17 protein-coding genes are annotated in these 20,159 nt (G+C 65.1%); 11 read left to right on the top strand and 6 right to left on the bottom strand.

Features of this window, described 5'->3' with window-relative positions; genetic code table 11:
• Nucleotides 1-111 precede the first annotated feature (111 nt).
• From ACSBQT_RS10305 to ACSBQT_RS10290, 4 genes are all read left to right on the top strand, one after another.
• Complete coding sequence (locus ACSBQT_RS10305; RefSeq protein ID WP_039210893.1) at nt 112-738, top strand: superoxide dismutase; 627 nt, start codon at nt 112-114, stop codon at nt 736-738.
• 134 nt (nt 739-872) lie between these two features.
• The gene (locus tag ACSBQT_RS10300) at nt 873-1,442 is read left to right on the top strand and encodes a GNAT family N-acetyltransferase (RefSeq protein WP_410711244.1); all 570 of its coding nucleotides are present in this window, start codon (nt 873-875) and stop codon (nt 1,440-1,442) included.
• A 222-nt stretch (nt 1,443-1,664) separates the two neighbouring features.
• On the top strand, nt 1,665-2,411 hold the full coding sequence (gene dapB / locus ACSBQT_RS10295; RefSeq protein WP_410711245.1) for a 4-hydroxy-tetrahydrodipicolinate reductase: 747 nt from the start codon (nt 1,665-1,667) through the stop codon (nt 2,409-2,411).
• Nucleotides 2,411-2,869 carry a tetratricopeptide repeat protein gene (locus ACSBQT_RS10290; protein ID WP_435001686.1) on the top strand — a complete coding sequence of 153 codons (459 nt, stop codon included), beginning with the start codon at nt 2,411-2,413 and terminating at the stop codon, nt 2,867-2,869. Before dapB ends, ACSBQT_RS10290 begins: the two co-directional genes overlap by 1 nt.
• Here ACSBQT_RS10290 and ACSBQT_RS10285 read toward each other — a convergent pair.
• On the bottom strand, nt 2,832-4,112 hold the full coding sequence (locus ACSBQT_RS10285) for a heparan-alpha-glucosaminide N-acetyltransferase domain-containing protein (protein ID WP_435001685.1): 1,281 nt from the start codon (nt 4,110-4,112) through the stop codon (nt 2,832-2,834). The two genes, ACSBQT_RS10290 and ACSBQT_RS10285, sit on opposite strands and share 38 nt — an antisense overlap.
• 68 nt (nt 4,113-4,180) lie before the next feature.
• On the opposite strand from ACSBQT_RS10285, the gene ypfJ reads away from it, so the two are divergent.
• Nucleotides 4,181-5,059 (top strand): KPN_02809 family neutral zinc metallopeptidase, encoded by an 879-nt coding sequence (gene ypfJ / locus ACSBQT_RS10280; protein WP_435001684.1) that lies wholly within the window; start codon nt 4,181-4,183, stop codon nt 5,057-5,059.
• A gap of 48 nt (nt 5,060-5,107) precedes the next feature.
• Here ypfJ and ACSBQT_RS10275 read toward each other — a convergent pair whose 3' ends face one another.
• The gene (locus ACSBQT_RS10275) at nt 5,108-5,761 is read right to left on the bottom strand and encodes a class I SAM-dependent methyltransferase (RefSeq protein WP_435001683.1); all 654 of its coding nucleotides are present in this window, start codon (nt 5,759-5,761) and stop codon (nt 5,108-5,110) included.
• A gap of 241 nt (nt 5,762-6,002) precedes the next feature.
• Between ACSBQT_RS10275 and ACSBQT_RS10270 the strand changes: the two genes are divergently transcribed.
• Nucleotides 6,003-8,045: an FAD-dependent oxidoreductase gene (locus ACSBQT_RS10270; protein WP_435001682.1), complete on the top strand. Its 2,043-nt coding sequence runs from the start codon at nt 6,003-6,005 to the stop codon at nt 8,043-8,045.
• Entirely contained in the window at nt 8,042-8,665 is a 624-nt protein-coding gene (locus ACSBQT_RS10265; protein WP_435001681.1) for a TetR/AcrR family transcriptional regulator, read from the top strand. The genes ACSBQT_RS10270 and ACSBQT_RS10265 overlap by 4 nt, the downstream gene beginning before the upstream one ends.
• 12 nt (nt 8,666-8,677) lie before the next feature.
• On the opposite strand, the gene ACSBQT_RS10260 is transcribed toward ACSBQT_RS10265, so the two are convergent.
• Nucleotides 8,678-9,991 (bottom strand): ATP-binding protein, encoded by a 1,314-nt coding sequence (locus tag ACSBQT_RS10260; protein WP_435001680.1) that lies wholly within the window; start codon nt 9,989-9,991, stop codon nt 8,678-8,680.
• Nucleotides 9,992-10,166: 175 nt separating this feature from the next.
• Between ACSBQT_RS10260 and dapA the strand changes: the two genes are divergently transcribed.
• Both dapA and ACSBQT_RS10250 read left to right on the top strand, forming a co-directional pair.
• On the top strand, nt 10,167-11,090 hold the full coding sequence (gene dapA / locus ACSBQT_RS10255) for a 4-hydroxy-tetrahydrodipicolinate synthase (RefSeq protein ID WP_139468766.1): 924 nt from the start codon (nt 10,167-10,169) through the stop codon (nt 11,088-11,090).
• Nucleotides 11,091-11,124: 34 nt separating this feature from the next.
• Entirely contained in the window at nt 11,125-12,771 is a 1,647-nt protein-coding gene (locus ACSBQT_RS10250) for a ribonuclease J (protein ID WP_410711355.1), read from the top strand.
• A 263-nt stretch (nt 12,772-13,034) separates the two neighbouring features.
• Here the strand turns inward: ACSBQT_RS10250 and ACSBQT_RS10245 are convergent, their stop codons facing one another.
• Complete coding sequence (locus tag ACSBQT_RS10245; RefSeq protein ID WP_410711253.1) at nt 13,035-15,053, bottom strand: L-lactate permease; 2,019 nt, start codon at nt 15,051-15,053, stop codon at nt 13,035-13,037.
• Nucleotides 15,054-15,237: 184 nt separating this feature from the next.
• Here ACSBQT_RS10245 and aceB point away from each other — a divergent pair, with 184 nt between their 5' ends.
• Entirely contained in the window at nt 15,238-16,842 is a 1,605-nt protein-coding gene (gene aceB, locus ACSBQT_RS10240) for a malate synthase A (RefSeq protein WP_435001679.1), read from the top strand.
• A gap of 162 nt (nt 16,843-17,004) precedes the next feature.
• Nucleotides 17,005-18,159, top strand: coding sequence for an FAD-binding oxidoreductase (locus ACSBQT_RS10235; RefSeq protein ID WP_435001678.1), 1,155 nt, complete (start codon nt 17,005-17,007; stop codon nt 18,157-18,159).
• Between the two features lie 2 nt (nt 18,160-18,161).
• Here ACSBQT_RS10235 and ACSBQT_RS10230 read toward each other — a convergent pair whose 3' ends face one another.
• Together ACSBQT_RS10230 and ACSBQT_RS10225 are read right to left on the bottom strand one after the other, a co-directional pair.
• Nucleotides 18,162-18,623 (bottom strand): universal stress protein, encoded by a 462-nt coding sequence (locus tag ACSBQT_RS10230; protein ID WP_435001677.1) that lies wholly within the window; start codon nt 18,621-18,623, stop codon nt 18,162-18,164.
• 13 nt (nt 18,624-18,636) lie between these two features.
• Nucleotides 18,637-20,130 carry a CitMHS family transporter gene (locus tag ACSBQT_RS10225; RefSeq protein WP_435001676.1) on the bottom strand — a complete coding sequence of 498 codons (1,494 nt, stop codon included), beginning with the start codon at nt 20,128-20,130 and terminating at the stop codon, nt 18,637-18,639.
• Nucleotides 20,131-20,159 lie beyond the last annotated feature (29 nt).

Below are 20,159 nucleotides of genomic sequence, written 5' to 3'. Positions count from 1 at the left end.
TGTTATGGAATAGGACCCGAGGGGCTCTTGTTGTTCGAGATGAGACCCTGGGATAGGGTCGAAATGAAGCCACCGATGTGGTGGTCATCAAATCTGATCAGGAGGAATCTCATGGCTGAGCAGTACACACTTCCGGAACTGCCCTACGACTACTCCGCTCTTGAGCCGCACATCTCGGCTCGCATCATGGAGCTGCACCACGACAAGCACCACGCCACCTACGTCAAGGGCGCCAACACCGCCGTTGAGCAGCTGGCCGAAGCTCGCGAATCCGGCAACCTCGCCGCTGTGCCGAAGCTGACGCGCGACCTCGCGTTCAACCTGGGCGGTCACGTCAACCACTCGATCTTCTGGAACAACATGTCCCCGGACGGTGGAGACAAGCCGGTCGGTGAACTCGCCGCAGCCATCGACGACCAGTTCGGTTCGTTCGACAAGTTCCGCGAGCACTTCACCACCGCGGCCACCACGATCCAGGGCTCCGGCTGGGCCGTCCTCGTCTACGACCAGCTCGGCGGAAACCTCTTCATCGAGCAGCTCAAGGACCAGCAGTCCGACATCCAGCTCGGCGGCACCCCGGTTCTGCAGCTCGACATGTGGGAGCACGCCTTCTACCTCGACTACCAGAACGTCAAGCCCGACTACGTCAAGGCTTGGTGGAACATCGTCAACTGGGCCGACGCCGGCGCACGCTTCGACCGCGCAGTCGCTCAGACCAAGGGCCTCCTCCTCGGCTGACACCCCAATTGCTACCTGACGGCGGCCCAGCAACCTCGCGCGAGGTAGCTGGGCCGCCGTCAGGTTGTTTGAGAGTCCAGAACGAGCGCTGGCCGACCGGCGGCTGGGCCCCCAACCGCGGATAAGGCGGCCGGATGAACGCAATGCTCAGACCGTGGCAGGCAGGTGCCTCGGGCGACGCCGAGGCGTTGGCTGAGGTGTACAAGCGGGCCGACGAAGCACTGCTGAGCAACATCCCCGACGACCGTACGATCGGTGGTGCCCGGACATGGCTGGAGACCATCACCGACGCCGAGGATGCCGGTGACCTCTGCGCTCGGCCGATCGTTGGCGATGCTGATCGTTCAGGCCGACGAATCCTTGGAAACGTCATGGCCCCCGGGATCGAACGCCGCCACTCGAGCGCGTGGATCTCCTGTTGGTCGGTGGCCGAGGCCCGCGGCCATGGCGTGGTGTCGGCGGCGCTGCGCAGCCTCGTCGATCTCCTCCACGACGAACTCGGGATCTACCGGCTCGAACTCGGCTACCGGGTGAGCAACCCGGCTTCGGCCGCAGTCGCCAGGAATGCGGGCTTCATCGTCGAAGGCCGCGAACGAAAGAAACTCCTTTACGACGGCATCAGATACGACGCCGAGGTCTGCGCTCGGCTGAGTGGAGACCCGCGGCACCGTGGACCGCGCGTACCGTTCGACCCACCTCGTTGACCCCGCACCGTCCCCTCCAGAACTACCTGACGGCGGCCCAGATACCTCGCGCCAGGTTGCTGGGCCGCCGTCAGGTAGTAATTGGGAGTGTTCGGATGGTCACTGGATGTGAAGAGATCCGGCGAGGGTCGCTAGACTGACTGGCGGAGATCGTTCCGGTCGTTCCGTCTCGGCCCGACAGGCACACCTCGCAGGGATCATCGCACAAGGAGTCAGCAGCATATGAGCATTCGCGTAGCCGTCATCGGAGCCAAGGGGCGGATGGGATCCCACGCCGTCGATGCGATCAATGACGCCGAAGGACTCGAACTCGTCGCCGCACTCGGCAGCAGCGATTCGCTGGAGACCCTGATCGAGCAGAACATCGACGTCGCCGTTGAACTGACCGTGCCCAAATCCACCGAGGACAATGTCACCTTCCTCGTCGAGAACGGCATCGACACCGTCGTCGGCACCACCGGCTGGGACAACGACCGTCTGGCCCGCCTCGAAGCCACACTCAAGGACCACCCGGAGACCGCGGTGCTCATCGCCCCGAACTTCTCGATCGGTGCCGTCCTGGCCATGCGCTTCGCCGAACTCGCCGCACCCTACTTCGACTCGGCCGAAGTCGTCGAGATCCACCACACCCGCAAACTCGACGCCCCGTCCGGCACGGCGAACCACACGGCCCAGCGCATCGCTGCGGCACGCAACGCCGCCGGACTGCCCGCCGTTCCCGACTCCACCGAATCCGATCCGCAGGGTGCACGCGGCGCCGTCATCGACGGAATCCACGTCCACGCCATCCGTCAGCAGGGCATGAACGCCCACGAAGAGATCCTCTTCGGCTCCGACGGTGAAGCCCTGACCATCCGCACGGACTCGCACTCCACCTCGGCGTTCATGCCCGGCATCGTCACCGCCGTGCGGTCCATCGCCGATTACACGGGGCTCATCCACGGCCTCGAGAACATGCTCGACCTCTGATGTCGAAGGCCAAGATCGGAGCGATCATCGTCTCCGTCGTCCTCGTCTTCTACTTCGTCCTCATGGGACAGAGGGCGTGGATCCTCGTCCGCGAACCCGCGATGATCCCCAAGATCATGGGCATCGCCCTGTTCGTCCTGCCCATCATCGGCGCATGGACGCTCATCGTTGAACTCGTCTTCGGCGCCCGCACGGAGAAGCTCGCGCGCATCCTCGGGAAGGAAGGCGGACTGCCCGTCGACGACCTGCCCAGGACACCGGGCGGGAAGATCATCCGCGAGGCCGCCGACAAGGAATTCGTGAAGTACCAGGCCGAAGCCGAGGCCGCCCCCGAGGACTGGCGGTCCTGGTTCCGGCTCTCGTGCGCCTACGACGCCAGCGGCGACCGCAAACGGGCGCGCGCCACGATGCGCAAGTCGATCAGCCTGTTCCGGGAAGGTCAGAAGCAGGGCGCTTAGGTCCCGGCGACGCCACCCTGATGATGCCCGCGATTCCGCCTTCTAGCGGGCCGCGCAAGCTGACAAATGCTTTCCACAGCAGAGGCAGCAGCACGAACGTTGCCGCGTGGATGACGAACTCGAGAGTCTGCTCGCCAACAGTTGCGGATGCCTCCAACGGGCCGCCGACGATCTGAGACCTCGTGATCTCCAACAGCACGACGTGCGCCGAATACACGCTCAACGGCATCGATCCCGGCGCCGACAGCGGCGCGAGCACCCATGACCGGCGACCCAAGAGCACCGCTGCGGCCTGGCACGCAGCGATCGTCATCACCGCGGTTCCGCCGGTGGAGAGAAGATCGAACGGCGTCCCCGAATGCGGTCCCGCGATCGCCAGCCACCACCACGACGTCGCCGGAGTCACCCCGTAGCTGCCGGTGAACAGTGCCGCTGTGAGGTCCGTGCCCCACATCTGCGAAACTTCCACGAGCGCGGCATCGCCACCGAAGACATTGAGCAGAATCCATGAGGCACCGCGACCGATGACGAAGAATCCTAGCCCGGTGGTGAACAGTGCGAGCAGGTGGCGTCCGATGTCGAGCTTCGCCACGGCCATGCCGAGCAGAATGTATGACAGCCACTGCAGCACCGGGTAATAGCCGGTGAGGAAGAGGTCGGTGAGCATCGTCCCCGGCGTCGCGAAGTCGAAGAAGCCCATCGGCAGGTAGCTCGGTTCGAGGAGGAACGTCGAACGCACCCACATCGAGACAACGGGGGAGACAACCATCCAGACCCCGGCGATCGCGAACAGCGCCCCCGCGCGCAACCGCAGGAAGAACAGGGCGAGGGCGAACATGATCCCGTAGTTGACGAGGATGACCGCGAGCAGTCCGGAGATCGACCCGAGGCAGAGCCCGATGAGGACGATGGCCGCCGCCCGGATGAGCACGCTCGGTGCCGCATCGCGCAACCGCCCCGATACTGCCATCCGCGATCGGGTCGAGAGCACCAGGGAACAGCCGGCGAGGACCGCGAACAGCGCCGAGGCGCGCCCGGCGAAGACCGCCGCCCAGGTCGGCATCCCCGTCTCGTCGCTGAGGGCGAAGATGTGCGTGACCATCATCGCCAAGAGGGCGATCCCGCGGGCGACATCGAGTCCGATGAGCCGCCCATCGGGGCTGAGCCGACGGGCAACCCTCGCCGAGGTGGCCGTGGAGTCCGCGTCGTGCGCTCGGTGAGGTTCCGCCGGGTGAGAGCTCATGGAACGATTCTCACACGACTTCACTTCTGCGCGCCCTCCCGCGTACGCTCCCGGGGTATCTTTATGCCATGACCTTCAACCCGAACGCCGATATCAGCGGCAACAAGACGAGCAAACGCGGTCGCAACACCGCGATCGTCGGGGGCGGCGGCGTGGGCATCGTCGGCCTGCTCGTCTTCCTCATCGGACCGCTGCTCGGCGTTGATGTCACCGGACTGATGGGCGGAATCACCCCTGACGACGGCGGTCAGAACCAATCGAGCGGGACGAGCATGTCCCAGTGCGATACGGGCGAGGATGCGAACACGAACATCGACTGTCGAATGGCCGGAGCGCAGGTCGTCCTCGACGATTACTGGGCACAGCAGGTCGACGGCTACGAACCGCCGGCGATGACACTGGTCGACGGTCAGACGTCAACCGGCTGCGGAACCGCATCGAACCAGGTCGGACCCTTCTACTGCCCGGCCGATCAGGGCGTCTACATCGACCCGAGCTTCTTCGACATTCTGCGTCAGCAGTACGGTGCCTCGGCCGATGAGCTCGCCCAGCTCTACATCGTCGGCCACGAATGGGGCCATCACATCCAAAACATCACGGGCGTGATGAGCGAGCACCCGAACAACGGCACCGGTCCGGAGAGCAACGGCGTGCGCACCGAACTCCAAGCCGACTGCTACGCCGGTGCCTGGCTGGGCAATGTCACCACTCTCACCGACGATAACGGCACCCCGTATCTCGAAGAGCCTTCCAAAGAGCAGCTCGACGACGCTCTCAACGCGGCCTTCGTCGTCGGCGACGACCACATCCAGGAACAGTCCGGTTTCGTCAACCCGGAATCCTTCACCCACGGCTCGAGCGAGCAGCGTCAGAAATGGTTCACCACCGGATACAACGAGGGCCTGAACAGTTGCGACACCTTCGCTGTGTCCGGTGATCAGCTCTGATGTGAAAGATCGTGAACTGTGACGACCCGACTTCGGCCGTCGGCATCATCAGGAACCGGCAATGGCGATGAACAGCCATCCGCGGCCGGGAGCGTAGGGGAGATCGTGAATCTCGACCTCGGTGAATCCTGCTTCCGATAAAGTCTGTTCGAGCACAGAATTTGGTCTGAACCGCAGTGTGGACGTCGAATCGATGCGTTCTCCGTCAAGGTGGAAGATCGTTGGTGATACGAAGGTGACGAACTCACCTTCCACATTCGTCGTCTCGATCCACTCCTCGACCTCGCCCAAATCTCCCAGGTCGACGGTGCGGTGAGTCGCTTCTTTGGTCCACCGCTCCCAAGCTTGGTCCGCTGGATCGCGTGTTTCGAACACCAACCTTCCCCCGGAACGAAGGCACCGACGGATCGTGCGCAATGTGGAGAGCCACTCATCGTCGTCGAGGAAGACCTGTGCGACATTCGCGGTCATCGTTGCCATATCGAAGGAGTTTCTCAGAGCGTTGTCCCCAGCCAGGGCGGAAACTGTGCCGATGACAAGCTCTGCTGAACCAGGTGTCAGTTTGGACTCTGCGACGCGTAGGGAGGCTGCAGCAGGATCGACGCCGAGAGCCCTGACTTCCATGTCGACGAGCCGAGCGATGAACTCACCAGTGCCGCACCCGACATCGAGCACAGCTTCCGCTCCGAACTCGACGACCAAGTTCGCATACGTGTCCAGATCGGATCGGTCAGGATCAAGGGGGTCATAGACCTGTGCAAGTCGAGGATGTGAAAAGCAGGCGTCAGGCATAGCTTCAGGGTAACTGCAGGAAGCTAGTCAAGCAGTCGATTGACCTGAGCCGACCCCTTGCCGCAGTTCGTCATACGGTGATATGAATAACTGAGGCACCCCGTCCGAACGAACACGTCGGACGATCCCGACGATCTGATCAAGGACGATCATGTCACAGCTGTTCCCGCACCTCTTCGACCCCATCACCATCGGCTCCTCGACGATCCGCAACCGCATCGTCTCCTCCGGCCATGACACCGTCCTCGACGATCACGGCCACATCGGTGCTGACCTCGTCGCCTACCATGAGGCCCGCGCGAAAGGCGGGGCCGGACTCATCGTCCTCCAGGTCTCCGGCGTCCACGAAACCGCCCGCTATACCAGCCACGTCCTCATGGCCACCGACGAATCCTCCATCCCCGGATACCAGAACGTCGCCGAGGCGGTCCACCGCCACGGAGCCACGATCTTCGCTCAGCTCTTCCACCCCGGCCGCGAAGTCATGGACGGTGAACGCGGCATGGCACCCCGCGCTAAGGCCCCGAGCGACGAACCGCAGGAACGCTTCAAAGTCGTCCCCGAAACCCTGACCACCGCCGAGGTCCGCGACATCATCGCCGGCTACGGACACGCCGCGAAACGCATCGCCGACTCCGGAATCGACGGCGTCGAGATCGTCGCCAGCCACGGCTACCTGCCCATCCAATTCTTCAACCCCGCCGTCAACACCCGCACCGACGACTACGGCGGCAGCCCGGAGAACCGCCGCCGTTTCCTCGCCGAGGCGGCCCAGACCGTCCGTCAGTCAGTCGGCCCAGATGTCGTGGTGGGCGTGCGGATCTCCGGTGAGGAGAAGACCGAGGACGGCCTCGTCGCCACCGAGATCCTCGACCTCATCGAACACCTCGACACCCTGACCGCCGACGGCGTCGACTGCCTCGACTACTTCTCGATCACCGCCGGCGATTCCTCCACCCTGCAAGGTGCCGTCCACATCGTGCCCTCGATGCAGATCGACCCCGGCTACGCCGCGAACCTGTCCGAGCAGGTCAAGAAGATCACCGACAAGACCGTCATGGTCGCCGGCCGCATTAACCAGCCCCACGAAGCCGAAACCGCGATCGCCGAGGGCCGCACCGATATGGCGATCATGACCCGTGCGATGATCTGCGACCCCGAGATCGCGAACAAATCCCGGGCCGACCGAGTCGATGAGATCCGCGCCTGCATCGGCTGCAACCAAGCCTGCATCGGCCACTTCCAACAGGGCGTGCCGATCTCATGCATTCAATACCCCGAATCAGGCCGGGAGCTCACCTTCCTTCCCCGACCAACAGTGCGCACCCGCGACCGAGTCCTCGTCATCGGCGGGGGACCGGCCGGACTCAAGGCCGCCGCGATTGCCGCCGAACAGGGCGATGACGTCGTCCTGTGCGAAAAGGAGCCCCACCTCGGCGGGGCGGTGCTGCTGGCTCAGGAGCTGCCGTATCGATCCGAATTCGGGGGAGCGGCGACGAACCTTACCGCCGAGGCGGCCCGCGCCGGCGTCGACATCCGCACCTCCGCACCGGCCACCCAGAACCTCATCGCCGAGGTGGCCCCCGACCACGTCATCATCGCCACGGGAGCCGAACAGCGCATGCCTGCCCTCGAAGTCGCCGACGATGCGCTCGTCATCGGGGCTCGCGACTATCTGCGGGAGACCCCGGATCTTCCGCCCGGCCGCGTGCTCGTCACGGACTGGAAGGGTGACTGGATCGGCCTCGGCATCGCCCTGCGTCTGGCCGAGGCCGGGCGGCACGTGGTTCTCGCGACGGCGGCGAACTTCGCCGGCGCCGCGATCCAGCAGTACACGCGCACCCTGCTCGTGGCCCAAGCGCTGCGGACCGGTCGCTTCGAGTTCGTCAATGACGCCCGCCTCGTCGGAGTCGATGCCGACACCGGTTACCTGCAGTCCACCCTCTGCGAGGTCGTGCACGAGGTCGACGATGTCGCCGCGACGATCGTCTCCGGAGCCCCGCGATCGGTAACGGTCGACCTCGACTTCGGAGCCGCCTCGGTGACGGTGATCGGCGACGCCCTGGCTCCGCGCACGGTCGAAGAGGCCGTCTACGAAGGACTGACCGCGGCCACCCAGCTGGCCACAGGTGAACGCGCCGGCCACCGGCCGCCAAGGGAACCGGCCACAGGAGAACAGGCGGTCTCATCATGAGCCCGCGCCCGACACAGCCGCCCGAGCAGGCCGAAGCGAAGAAGTTCGCGATCATCCAAGCGACTCTCGACGCGATCGTCGCTCGCGGACCCGCTGCCGTCCGGCTCGGGGACGTGGCGAATGCGACTGGAATGTCGATCGGCACAGTTCAGTACTACTTCGAGTCCCGGGACGAACTGCTGGCCCAGTCGTTCTCCTTCCATACGGCCACAGTGCTGCTGCACCTCGAACAGATGTCGAAACCCGGCGATGACCCCCGCGGTCAGATGGCTCGCTATCGCCTCCACGACGCGTTCGCAGCCATCCACGGCGTGGGCATGCACGAGCAGCGATCACGGATCTGGCTCGAACTCGTCACTGCCGCGCGCACCGACGAAGGCCTGCAGAACTGCGTCGACGCCGTGTTCGACGGGTGGCGGAAACTGTTTCGGACGATCGTCGACGATGGGCTTGAGAGGGCCGAATTCGGACTCTTCGAACTCACCGCCGCCGAGGTGGTCGACACGTTCATCGCGATCATCGACGGCTTCGATCTCGCCATCGTCGCCGGCCATGGACCGGAACCGCGCACGATGACGCGGATCCTCATCGAAACCGCTGACCGCCTGCTCGAAGGCTGAGAGGGCCCCGCCTCACAACCTCGCGATCGTATCGACGTCCTCGCCGAACTCCCGGGCCGTCTCCTCGGACACCGTCGCCCGCGTCGCCCGCAGAGCCTCGAGATAGTCATCGGTCGACAGCACATCCGTCCGCGACGAGATATCGACGTGCTGCTGTCGCAGCGACGAGGCCAGCGCTTCCTGCGAAGCCCGCCGGGCCGCATATTCGATATCGGCCGGGGTCAGCCCGTCACTGGCATCGACGAGCACATCGAGATCGACACCGGCGATCGTGTGCTCGGGAATGTAGCGCGACCAGATCGCCGCCCTGGCGGTGGCATCCGGCAAACCGATGGGAATGACATAGTCGAAGCGCCCATGCCGCAGGAACGCCGCATCGAGGGCACGGACGAAGTTCGTCGCACAGATGAGCAGCCGGCCCTCCCGATCCCGGAACTCTGCAACCTGCTTGAGCAGCTCATTCGTCACCCCCTGGGTAGGCGACGGCGGCTCACCTCCGCGCTTCGACGCGATCTCCTCGACCTCATCGATGAACACCACGGCATGCTCGAGCTCGTTGATCTGCTCGAACGTCGTCCGCAGACCCGCAGCCACACCACTGGGCTCACCGGACAGACGCGACGGGAACACCTCGACGAACGGCCAGTCCAACCGCGATGCCACCGCCTTCGCGAAGGTCGTCTTCCCCGTCCCCGGCGGACCGAAGAGCATCACCGCCCGAGGCGGCACCACCCCGAAATGATCGGCGAGATCCGGTTCGGCCAAGGGCACGACGAGGCGGTCCTCGAGCATGTCCTTCTCCTCCTGCATCCCGCTCACCCCATCCCAGAGGTGGCGCGGCAGAATCCGTCCCCCGACCGCTTTGAGCCGGTCGAGCTCACGACGCTGCACCGGCAGGTGCCGTTCGACGTACTTCAACCCGGACCGGGTCTCGAAACCGTTGGCCACCAGACCATCGCAGGCCGAGGTGCCGGCGGGAATGAGCATCGACAGCTTCCCCAGGCCCAGCGGCATGAGACGGCGTTCGAGCGCATCGAGCAGCCCCGCCTCGGCTCGGGTGCCCTGCTCCGGATCGGCACGCACCGCCTCCAGGACATGGAAGAACACGAGAACTCCCTGACCGTGGGCGGCGCGACCGACGGCGGCACCGACGATCTCCTCATCGCGGACGGCCACAACGGCCTGATTGCGCTGGCAGGCGGCCAACACCTCGGAGAGCGGATAGAGCGGGGGAGCGGACTCGGATTCCGGGACGGCGGCTTCGAAGAGACGGATGATTCCGTCGAGGTCATCATCATGGAAATCGCGGATGCGGGTGCGGGTCATCGAAAACTCCTGAGTTTCGGTGGCAGGCAGGGCACAAGCGTAGACGATCAGACGGACACGGGTGTGATCTGTCTCTCACTGTGGCCGCATGAGCGCCGCATCCGAGGCGAACGACACCCGCAACGCGGGTGGACCACTGCACTGATGAGACGACGTGGGCGGTATCCTTGGGTCTATGGCGATTCTCGGTGATCAGGCAGCAGCGACTGCCATTGACGCGTTCGGTTCCGTCGGCACGGCAATGGTGACTCCATTCAAGCGCGACGGCAGCATCGACTATGCGTCCGTGGAGAAGGTGGCGAACCACCTCGTCGAGCTCGGCAACGACATGCTCGTCGTCTCCGGCACCACCGGCGAATCTCCGACGACGACCGACGACGAGAAGGTCGAACTCATCCGCGTCGTCCGCGGTGTCATCGGCAAGCGGGCGAAGATCGTCGCCGGCACCGGCAACAACGTCACCGCACACACCATCGACCTCTCCCGCCGCTCGGCCGACGCCGGAGCCGACGGGATCCTGCTCGTCACCCCGTACTACTCGAAGCCGACCCAACCGGCGATCGAAGCCCATATGCGCGCGGCCGCCGACTCCACCGACCTGCCGGTCATGCTCTATGACATTCCCGGCCGCGCCGGTGCCCCGATCATCACGGACACTCTGCTGCGACTCTCGGACCACCCGAACATCCTCGCGGTCAAGGACGCCAAGGGAGACCTCTTCGCCTCCTCGTTCGTCATGAACAACTCCTCGCTCGTGTACTACTCCGGCGAGGACGCCCTCAACCTGCCGCTGCTGTCTCTCGGCGCGCTCGGGCTCGTGTCCGTGGCCGGACACGTCTGCTCGGACCGGTTCGCCGCCATGGTCTCCGCAGTGGCCAACAACGACCTCAACACCGCACGCACCCTTTCCCGCGACACCGCGGACGTGGTGGATGCGCTCATGAACCACATGCCGGGAGTGATCTCGGCGAAGGCCGCTCTGCAGGCCCAAGGAATACTCGACAACCGCGACGTGCGTATGCCGCTGCTCCCAGCTGATGAGGAGCAGATGGCGTTCGTCGCCGCCCAATTGACCAGGAGTGGTTACCTCAGTGAATAATGCATTGACCCAAGAACTGTCCCTCCCGCCGAAGATGGACAGAGAAGCCGTCCGCATCGTCGCGCTCGGCGGACTCGGCGAAGTCGGCCGCAATATGACCGTCTTCGAATACCACGGCAAACTCCTCATTGTCGACTGCGGTGTGCTCTTCCCCGAAGAGGACCAGCCCGGCGTCGACCTCATCCTCCCCGACTTCTCCTACCTGGATGACCGCCTCGATGACATCATCGGCCTCGTGCTCACCCACGGCCACGAAGACCACATCGGCGCCGTTCCCTACCTGCTGCGCCGCAAGGGCGACATCCCGATCCTCGGCTCGCAGCTGACGATCGCGCTCATCGAAGCCAAACTCAAAGAGCACCGCATCAAGCCCATCACCCGTGTGGTGAAGGAAGACGACGTCGACCAGCTCGGTCCCTTCGACCTCGAATTCGTCGCCGTCAACCACTCGATCCCCGACGCCCTGGCCGTGTTCATCCGCACCGGCGCCGGAAACATCCTGCACACCGGTGACTTCAAGATGGACCAGCTGCCGCTCGACGGCCGCATCACCGACCTCCGCGCCTTCGCCCGCCTCGGTGAAGAGGGTGTGGACCTGTTCATGACGGACTCGACGAACGCCGAGGTTCCCGGCTTCACCGCGCTGGAGAAGGACATCGGGCCGGTGCTCGAGAACCTCTTCGGCACCGCCGAACGCCGCATCATCGTCGCCTCGTTCTCCTCGCACGTCCACCGTGTGCAGCAGGTACTCAACGCCGCCACCGCCCACGGTCGCAAGGTGGCCCTCGTCGGCCGCTCCATGGTGCGCAACATGAAGATCGCCGAGGACCTCGGCTACCTCAACGTGCCCCAGGGAACGCTCATCGACATCAAGAAGGTCGACGACTACCCGGAGGACCAGATCGTCCTCATGTGCACCGGGTCCCAGGGCGAGCCGATGGCCGCCCTGTCCCGCATGGCCAACCGCAGCCACCGCGTCGACGTGGGCGACGGCGACACAGTCATCCTCGCCTCCTCGCTCATCCCGGGCAATGAGAACTCCGTGTTCAAGGTCATCAACGGCCTCATGAAGCTCGGCGCCCGCGTGATCTCGAAGGCCGATGCGAAGATCCACGTGTCCGGCCACGCCTCCGGCGGCGAGCTGCTCTACTGCTACAACATCGTCAAGCCCCGCGGCGTCATGCCCGTCCACGGCGAGTGGCGCCACCTGCTGGCCAACGCCCGTCACGCCGAGGCGACCGGAGTCGACCCGAACAATATCGTGCTGGCCGATGACGGCTGGGTCGTCGACCTCAAGGACGGTCACGCCGAGGTCGTCGGCGCCGTCGACTGCAACTACGTCTTCGTCGACGGTTCCTCGGTCGGTGAGATCACCGAGGCGGACCTCAAGGATCGCCTCGTCCTGTCCGGTGAGGGCTTCGTGACGATCTTCATGGCCGTGAACTCGCAGACGAAGTCGCTCATCGCCGGACCCGAGATCCACGCCCGCGGTGTGGCCGAGTCCGATGACGTCTTCGACTCGATCGTCCCGAAGGTGCAGAAGGCCGTCGAGGATGCCCTGCGTGACGGCACCACTGATCAGTACCAGCTGCAGCAGGTGGTGCGCCGCACCGTCGGCCGCTGGGTGTCCTCGAAGCTGCGCCGCAAGCCGATGATCGTCCCCATGGTCGTCATCGTCTGAGACTCCCCTTTCGAGCGGCTCCGTCGTCGGTCTGCTACACCGACGAAACCGCGAACGCCCGCAGATGCCTCCTCGTGAGGCTCTGCGGGCGTTGTCGCGTTCTGGGCGAATCGCCTTTTGACCGGTGCATCGCGTTTGAACCCGATGCGTGGATCAAAAGGCGATGACTCCCGACTCAAAAGGCGATGACACCTGGTGCGGGGGACGATTCGCGCGTGCGGAAGCGTCAAGTGCGGGGACGATCCGCGGAAAGTTGCGGGCCCTTAAGCGCGAGCGGTGGGCTCCGGTTCGTCATCGTCGATGTCAGAGCTGCCGCCGCGAGCCGAGTGCCCGTCGGCGCCTTCGGCAATCCCCTCGGCCATGGCTGCGCTGCCGCCTCCTGCCTCAAGGCCCGGCAGCGGCTTGCCCGGCGAGCGGCGGATCATCACCACGACGACGGCGAGGCCGATGATGATCGCGGTGAGGACGACGGTGCCCGCGTTGAAGCCCAGCCCGTTGAGTCCGATGAACGCCAGGGCGCCCGCGGTCAGCGAATACACGAGCATCGGGATCGAGGTGCGCCGGATGAGCTCGCCCTCCCGACCGATGAGTCCCACCGTCGCCGAGGCGGCCACGACGTTGTGTACGGCCACCATATTTCCAGCGGCGCCGCCGACCGCCTGAGCTGCGACCACGGTCTCGGGGCTGGCCGCGCCGATCGCGGTGCCGGTGGAGAACTGGAACTGCGAGAACATGACGTTCGAGACGGTGTTCGAGCCTGCCACGAAGGCGCCTAGGGCGCCGACGAACGGGGCGAACAGCGGCCAGGCGTCGCCCACGGAGCTGGCGGCCGCCTCGGCGAGGGTGACCGGCATCGAATCCAGGCCGGCGCCGTTGTAGTCGGCACCGGAGTTGATGAACACGCGCACCAGCGGCAGGGAACACAGCAGGGCCACTGCCGCGCCGGCGATCTGCGAACCGGCGATCTGCCACGATCCTGCGATCTGCTTCTTCGTCATCCGGTGGATGAAGTACGTCAGCCCGCAGGCGAGGACGAAGATCGCGCCGGGCGACCACAGCAGATCCATGTTCTGGCTGATCGGGGTGCCGAAGATGTTGTCGATCTTGATCACGGCCGGACCGTTGAGGAACTCCTTGATCGCGGGCACATTGCGCGTGATGAGCAGCAGGGCGACGACGATGAGATAGGGCGACCACGCGCGGGGCAGCGACATCTTCTTGGTCAGCTGCGCCTTCTCCTTGTTCGGGTCGACGGTGCCCATCCAGAACGACGGCCACTTCTCACGCGGAGCGAAGTCCCAAGTCTTCTTCGGCATGAGGAAGCCCATCCGCGAGGTCGTCACGACGATGGCCAGACCGATGAGCCCGCCGAGCAGCGACGGGAACTCAGGCCCGAGCACATTGGCCACGATGAGGTAGGGCACGATCATCGCCGCGGCCGCATAGATCGCGAACGGGGCGATGGCTAGGCCATCGGCGAAGCGTCGGTTGGCGCCGAAGAATCCTGTCATCATGCATGACAGCAGCAGCGGGATGAGGATGCCGCAGCAGGCGTGGATGAGCGCGACCTGCGTCGCGGTGTGAGCGACGAATTCGGCTTGGCCGAGGCCGAGCTGACCGGCACGTTCGGCGACATCGGCCGACATCGACCCGTCCTCCTGCGAAAGCCCGGAGCCGATGCCCAGAATCATCGGAGTGCCGACGGCGCCGAAGCTCACCGGCGTCGACTGGATGATGAGACCGGCGAGCACCGCGGCGATCGCGGGGAAGCCGAGGGCCAACATGAGCGGGGCGACCACGGCGGCCGGAGTGCCGAAGCCGGCGGCACCTTCGATGAACGAGCCGAAGAGCCAGGCGACGATGATGACCTGCACCCGCCGGTCCGGGGAGATCGCGATGAAGCCGGCGCGGATGGTCTCGATCGCTCCGGACCGAGTGATCGTGGCCAACAGCAGAAGCGCACCGAAGACGATCCACAGCAGGCCGATCGCGACGAGGAGGCCCTGGACGACCGAGGCGCCGATCGTCACCCACTCGATCTTCCACGCGAAGTTCGCGACGAGCGCTGCGGCGACCAGTCCGATGGGCATGGCGTATTTGGCGGGCCAGCGGAATCCGATGAGAAGGATTCCGGCCAAGAGGATGGGGGAGAGGGCCAAGAGAGCTGCAACAGCGAGGTTGTCCACCGTGAGTCCGATCCGCGGCATCATTGCCGCATCGGCGAGTCCATGAGAGATGTTCCCCTTATCCTCTCCGGCCCCTTGGGCGGAGTCAATGAACACACCGTCTCGAATGCAGGATATGGTTTGACGAGACGTGCATCACCTCATATTCTTTCGTTGTGTGAACAAACATTTTCACAATGTGAAAGTTTCGCAGTCAAAACCCCGTTGACCAGCGAACATATCGCATCACCAGATGTGGAAAAGGACGCAGCACCGATGTGCTGACTAAGGAGAACCATCGATGACCGCTCATATCGAAAACCTGGACATCCCCGCCGGGATGGAGATCACCGGTGAGCTGCCGGACGGGGCTGAGAAGGTCCTCACGCCCAAGGCGCTTGAGCTCATCGTCGATCTGCACCGGAAGTTCAACGGCGACCGCCTCGAGCGCCTCGAGGCTCGCAAGGAACGCCAGGCCGAAATCGCCGCAGGCAAGGACCTCGACTTCCTCCCCGAGACCGCGGAGATCCGCAACGATCCCTCCTGGCAGGTCGCACCCCCGGCTCCCGGTCTCGAAGACCGCCGCGTCGAGGTCACCGGCCCCACCTACAAGAAGATGACGATCAACGCGCTCAACTCCGGAGCGAAGGTGTGGCTGGCCGACCAGGAAGACGCGAACACCCCGCAGTGGGACTCGGTCATCCAGGGCCAGATCAACCTCCTCGACTCGCTCAACCGCGAAATCGACTTCACCTCGCCCGAGGGCAAGGAATACAAGCTCGCCCCCGACGAGGAGCTGCCGACCATCGTCGTGCGTCCTCGCGGCTGGCACATGCCGGAGAAGCACATCCTCATCGACGGTGAGGAGACCTCCGGTTCGCTCGTCGACTTCGCCCTCTACTTCTCGACCGCCGGTCAGATCCAGATCGAGAAGGGCCGCGGCCCCTACTTCTACCTCGCGAAGATGGAATCCCACCTCGAGGCCCGCCTGTGGAACCAGGTCTTCGAGCACGCCGAGGACGCCTTCGGCCTGGCCCGCGGCACCATCCGCGCCACCGTGCTCATCGAGACTTACACCGCGGCCTTCGAGATGGAGGAGATCCTCTACGAGCTGCGCGAGCACTCCGCCGGTCTCAACGCCGGTCGCTGGGACTACATCTTCTCCGTGATCAAGAACTTCCGCTCCCGCGGCTCCGACTATCTGCTGCCGGACCGTTCGGATGTGACGATGACGGTGCCGTTCATGCGCGCCTACACCGAACTGCTCGTGCGCACCTGCCACAAGCGCGGGGCACATGCCATCGGCGGAATGTCCGCCTTCGTCCCCTCGAAGGACGAAGCCGCGAACAAGGCCGCTTTCGACAAGGTCCGCGAGGACAAGTCGCGTGAGGCCTCCAACGGCTTCGACGGCTCCTGGGTCGCACACCCCGGAATGGTCGCACTCTGCAAGGAGGTCTTCACCGAGACCCTCGGCGAGAAGCCCAACCAGATCGACAACAAGCGCGAAGACGTCAACGTCACCGCTGCCGATCTGCTCGACGTGAAGTCGACTCCGGGTGCGATGACCGAGGCGGGCCTGCGCACCAACGTGTCCGTCGGCATCCAGTACCTGCGCGCCTGGCTCGAAGGCAACGGCGCTGTCGCCATCAACGGACTCATGGAGGACGCCGCGACCGCCGAGATCTCCCGTTCCCAGGTGTGGCAGTGGCTGGACGCCGGAATCACCCTCGACTCCGGTGAGACGGTGACGAAGGAGCTCGTCGAGCGCATCGTCGCCGAGGAGGTCGCCAAGCTGCCCGGTGACGACGCAGGCTGGAAGGACGCCACCGACACCTTCGTCTCGGTCGCACTCGACCCCGAGTACGTCGACTTCCTCACCCTGCCGGCTTACGCCCGCATGCCGTGATCGGCACTCGCTGACGACGCCGAACGCCCCCGAAATCTGTGCCATGAGCACCGATTTCGGGGGCGTTCTTCGCTAAGCTCGACATACACACTCCCACGTGACGGTCCCCGACCGACCTGCAGGTGGGAGGCGCCGACGACGGACGGATACACGGAGGTGGGGATGAGCCTGACCACAGACGAACTGCCCCGACTGGCCAGCCCCTCAAGCATTGCCGAACTCTCCGAACTCATGGCCCGTGCCCATGCCGAGCGCCGCACCGTGGCCGTGTTCGGCGGCGGCACCGCCTTTGACGATCATCCACCCGCGTCCACTCCGGGACTCCTCATCGACCTGACGTCCATCGCCGAGGCGGCCGATCCTCGCGACGGGACCATCCGTGCCGGAGCCGGCACCCGGATCAGCGCCCTGAACAGGTTTGCCGCACAGTCTGGTCTGGAGATCATCAGTGACCTTCCCGCCGACCGCATCGAAGCCGGCGCCACCCTGGGCGGAATGATCTCCACCGCGGCCACCGGTCCCCGCTGCCTGCGCCGCCCTCGCCTGGCCGAGACCGTGGAATCCGTGACCGTCGTCGGTGCCGACGGGACCATCGCCCGCACCTCTCACGGGCTCCACCGTGACCTGGGCGGCCGCGATCTGCCCGGACTCGTCACCGGATCCTGGGGAGGCCGAGCGATCATCGTCGAGGCCGAGATCCGTCTGACGAGGCGACCCGCAACGCAGGGATTCATATGGATCCCCGGCACCGAGGCGGCCGCCGACCTCCTCATCGCCCGCAGAGTCCCGGACGCGGTCGTCATCGAACGACCACCCGGTTCACCGGCGGCGACAGTGATCCTCGTGGAAGGGGAGGCCGACGAGGTGGAGGCCGAAGTGGGCCACCTCGTCGATCGGATCCCCGGTGCGACCCCGTGCGGGCAGCCGGAATGGTGGGGGCACAGAGCGCGGCTGGCTGCGACCATCGGAATGTCCGTGGCGCCGAGTTTCATTCCGACGCTCATCGACGCCGTCGCCCGACTGGAGACGACGATCGGCTATCCGCTGCAGCTGCGCGGCAGTGCCACGGGCACGTTCGAACTGGGCATCGGCGCACCGGAGTCCGAACCGGGAGTGGCCACCCGTGTGGTCCTCGAACATCTGCGCAGCTTCGGCCTGCATGTCATCGCCGCTCGACTCATCCACGCACCCGCACCGGTCTGGGACGAGGTCGACGCCTGGGGACCGCAGCCGGGACGGTCGGGTCTGCGCGAGATCAAGAAACTGGTCGACCCGCGAGGAATCCTGGCTCCGGGCCGCGGAATCGCCGGAATCTAGCCCTACTTGACCAACAGCACCGGGCACTCGGCCTCGAGGATGACCTGCTGTGCACTCGACCCGAGCAGCAGCTTCACCACGGGCGAGCGTCGCTTCGTGCTCATGACGATCAACGCGGCATCGTGATCGTCGGCGAGACCGAGGATCTGCTCGGCCGGGTCGGGACCGGAACGGTGGACGGCATACTCGAGTCCCGCCTCGGCGAGGGCGGCACCCAACTTGGTGCACTCGGCCAGGGGAGACGTGGACGGTGCCGTCGTCGTATCCGTGCCGAACACAACCGCCTGCACCGCTGCGTTCTCACGGCGGGCCGCGGCGATCGCCTGTTCGAGCACCTCGTCCGAGGAATCCGGACGCAGCGCCAGGACCACGGTCGCTGAGACCGAACCGATGCCCGATGAGGCGGTGACCTGCAGGGACGGGGCAGGGAATCGGGGGTGCGAGGTCGAATAGAGATCAGTCATCGCAGTCCTCCGCTCAGCCGATTCCGATGACGCCGACGGCGACACCCACGGCGAGCATGACGAGGGCGACGATGAGCGCACGCCACAGCACCTTCTTGTGGTGATCGCCGAGCTCGACGCCCGACAGGGATACGAGCAGCAGGATCGCGGGTACGAGCGGCGACTGCATGTGCACGGGCTGGCCGGTGATCGATGCGCGGGCCATATCTGCCGCGGAGATGCCGAAGTGGGAGGCGGTCTCGGCGAGGACGGGCAGGATGCCGAAGTAGAAGGCATCGTTGCTCATGAAGAACGTCATCGGGATCGACAGCAAGCCGGTGATGACGGCCATGTAGGGTCCCATCGAGTTCGGGATGACCTCGACGAGCCATTCGGCCATCGCATCGACCATTCCGGTGCCGGACATGATGCCGGTGAGCACGCCCGCAGCCATGACCATGGCCACGACGGAGATGATCGCCGTCGCATGGGAGGCGAGCTCCTCCTGCTGATCCTTCATCTTCGGGAAGTTGACCATGAGCGCGATGACGGTGCCGATCATGAACAGGTACGGCAGCGGCAGGATATCGATGATGAGCAGCACCATCACGGCCACGGTCAGGGCCAGGTTGAACCAGAACAGCTTCGGACGCAGGGTCGCGCGGTTGGGATCAAGCGCGGTGTTCGACAGGCCCGAACCAGTTCCGGCGGATCCGTCTGCGTCGCCCGCGGAGGCGGGGATCGCCTCGGTGGCGATGTCATCATTCGCCGAGGCGGCCGAGCCGGATCCGTGTCCGTGCCTGCCCGCGGTGGTGCCCGCGGACGAACCCACGGTCGTGCTGGCTCCGGCCACGGCGCCGACGAGGTCCATACGACGATTCGAACCGCGGTCCTCGACCCAGGCGACGCCGTTCTTGGCCAGGCGGCGGCGTTCGGAGATGCCGAGCACGTAAGCGAAGATGAGGCACACGAGCAGGCCGGCCACCAAGGACGGGACCATGGGGACGAAGATCTCGTTGGCGTCGATCTGCAGCGCCGAGGAGGCTCGTGCCGTCGGTCCGCCCCACGGGACGATGTTGAGGGTGCCGTTGATGAGACCGGCGACGCAGGTGAGAACCACCGGAGACATCTCGAGGCGCTGGTAGATCGGCAGCATGGCCGCGGTGACGACGATGAACGTCGTCGATCCGTCACCGTCGAGAGACACGGCGCCGGTGAGCAGTGCGGTGCCGAGGACGACCTTGACGGGGTCGTTGCCGGCGACCTTGAGGATGAACTCGACGAGCTTGTCGAAGAGACCGACGTCGATCATGATGCCGAAGTAGATGATGGCGAAGAGCAGCAGCGCTGCCGTCGACGACATCGAGGCGATCGCGTCCATGACCATGTCCCCGATGCCCAGTCCGGCCCCGGCGAAGAGGCCGAAGATCGTGGGCACGAGGATGAGCGCGAGGATCGGCGAGAGTCGTTTGGTCATAATCAGCGTCATGAAGACGAGGATCATGGCAAAACCGAGAATGACAAGCACGAGCTTCTCCTTCGAAGGCGAATGTGAGG

Origin of the sequence: Brevibacterium sp. H602, from assembly GCF_051172395.1 — a bacterium.
GTDB lineage: Bacteria > Actinomycetota > Actinomycetes > Actinomycetales > Brevibacteriaceae > Brevibacterium.
Note: the sequence above shows the minus strand (reverse complement) of the source record. Positions and strands in the feature narration are given on the sequence as shown.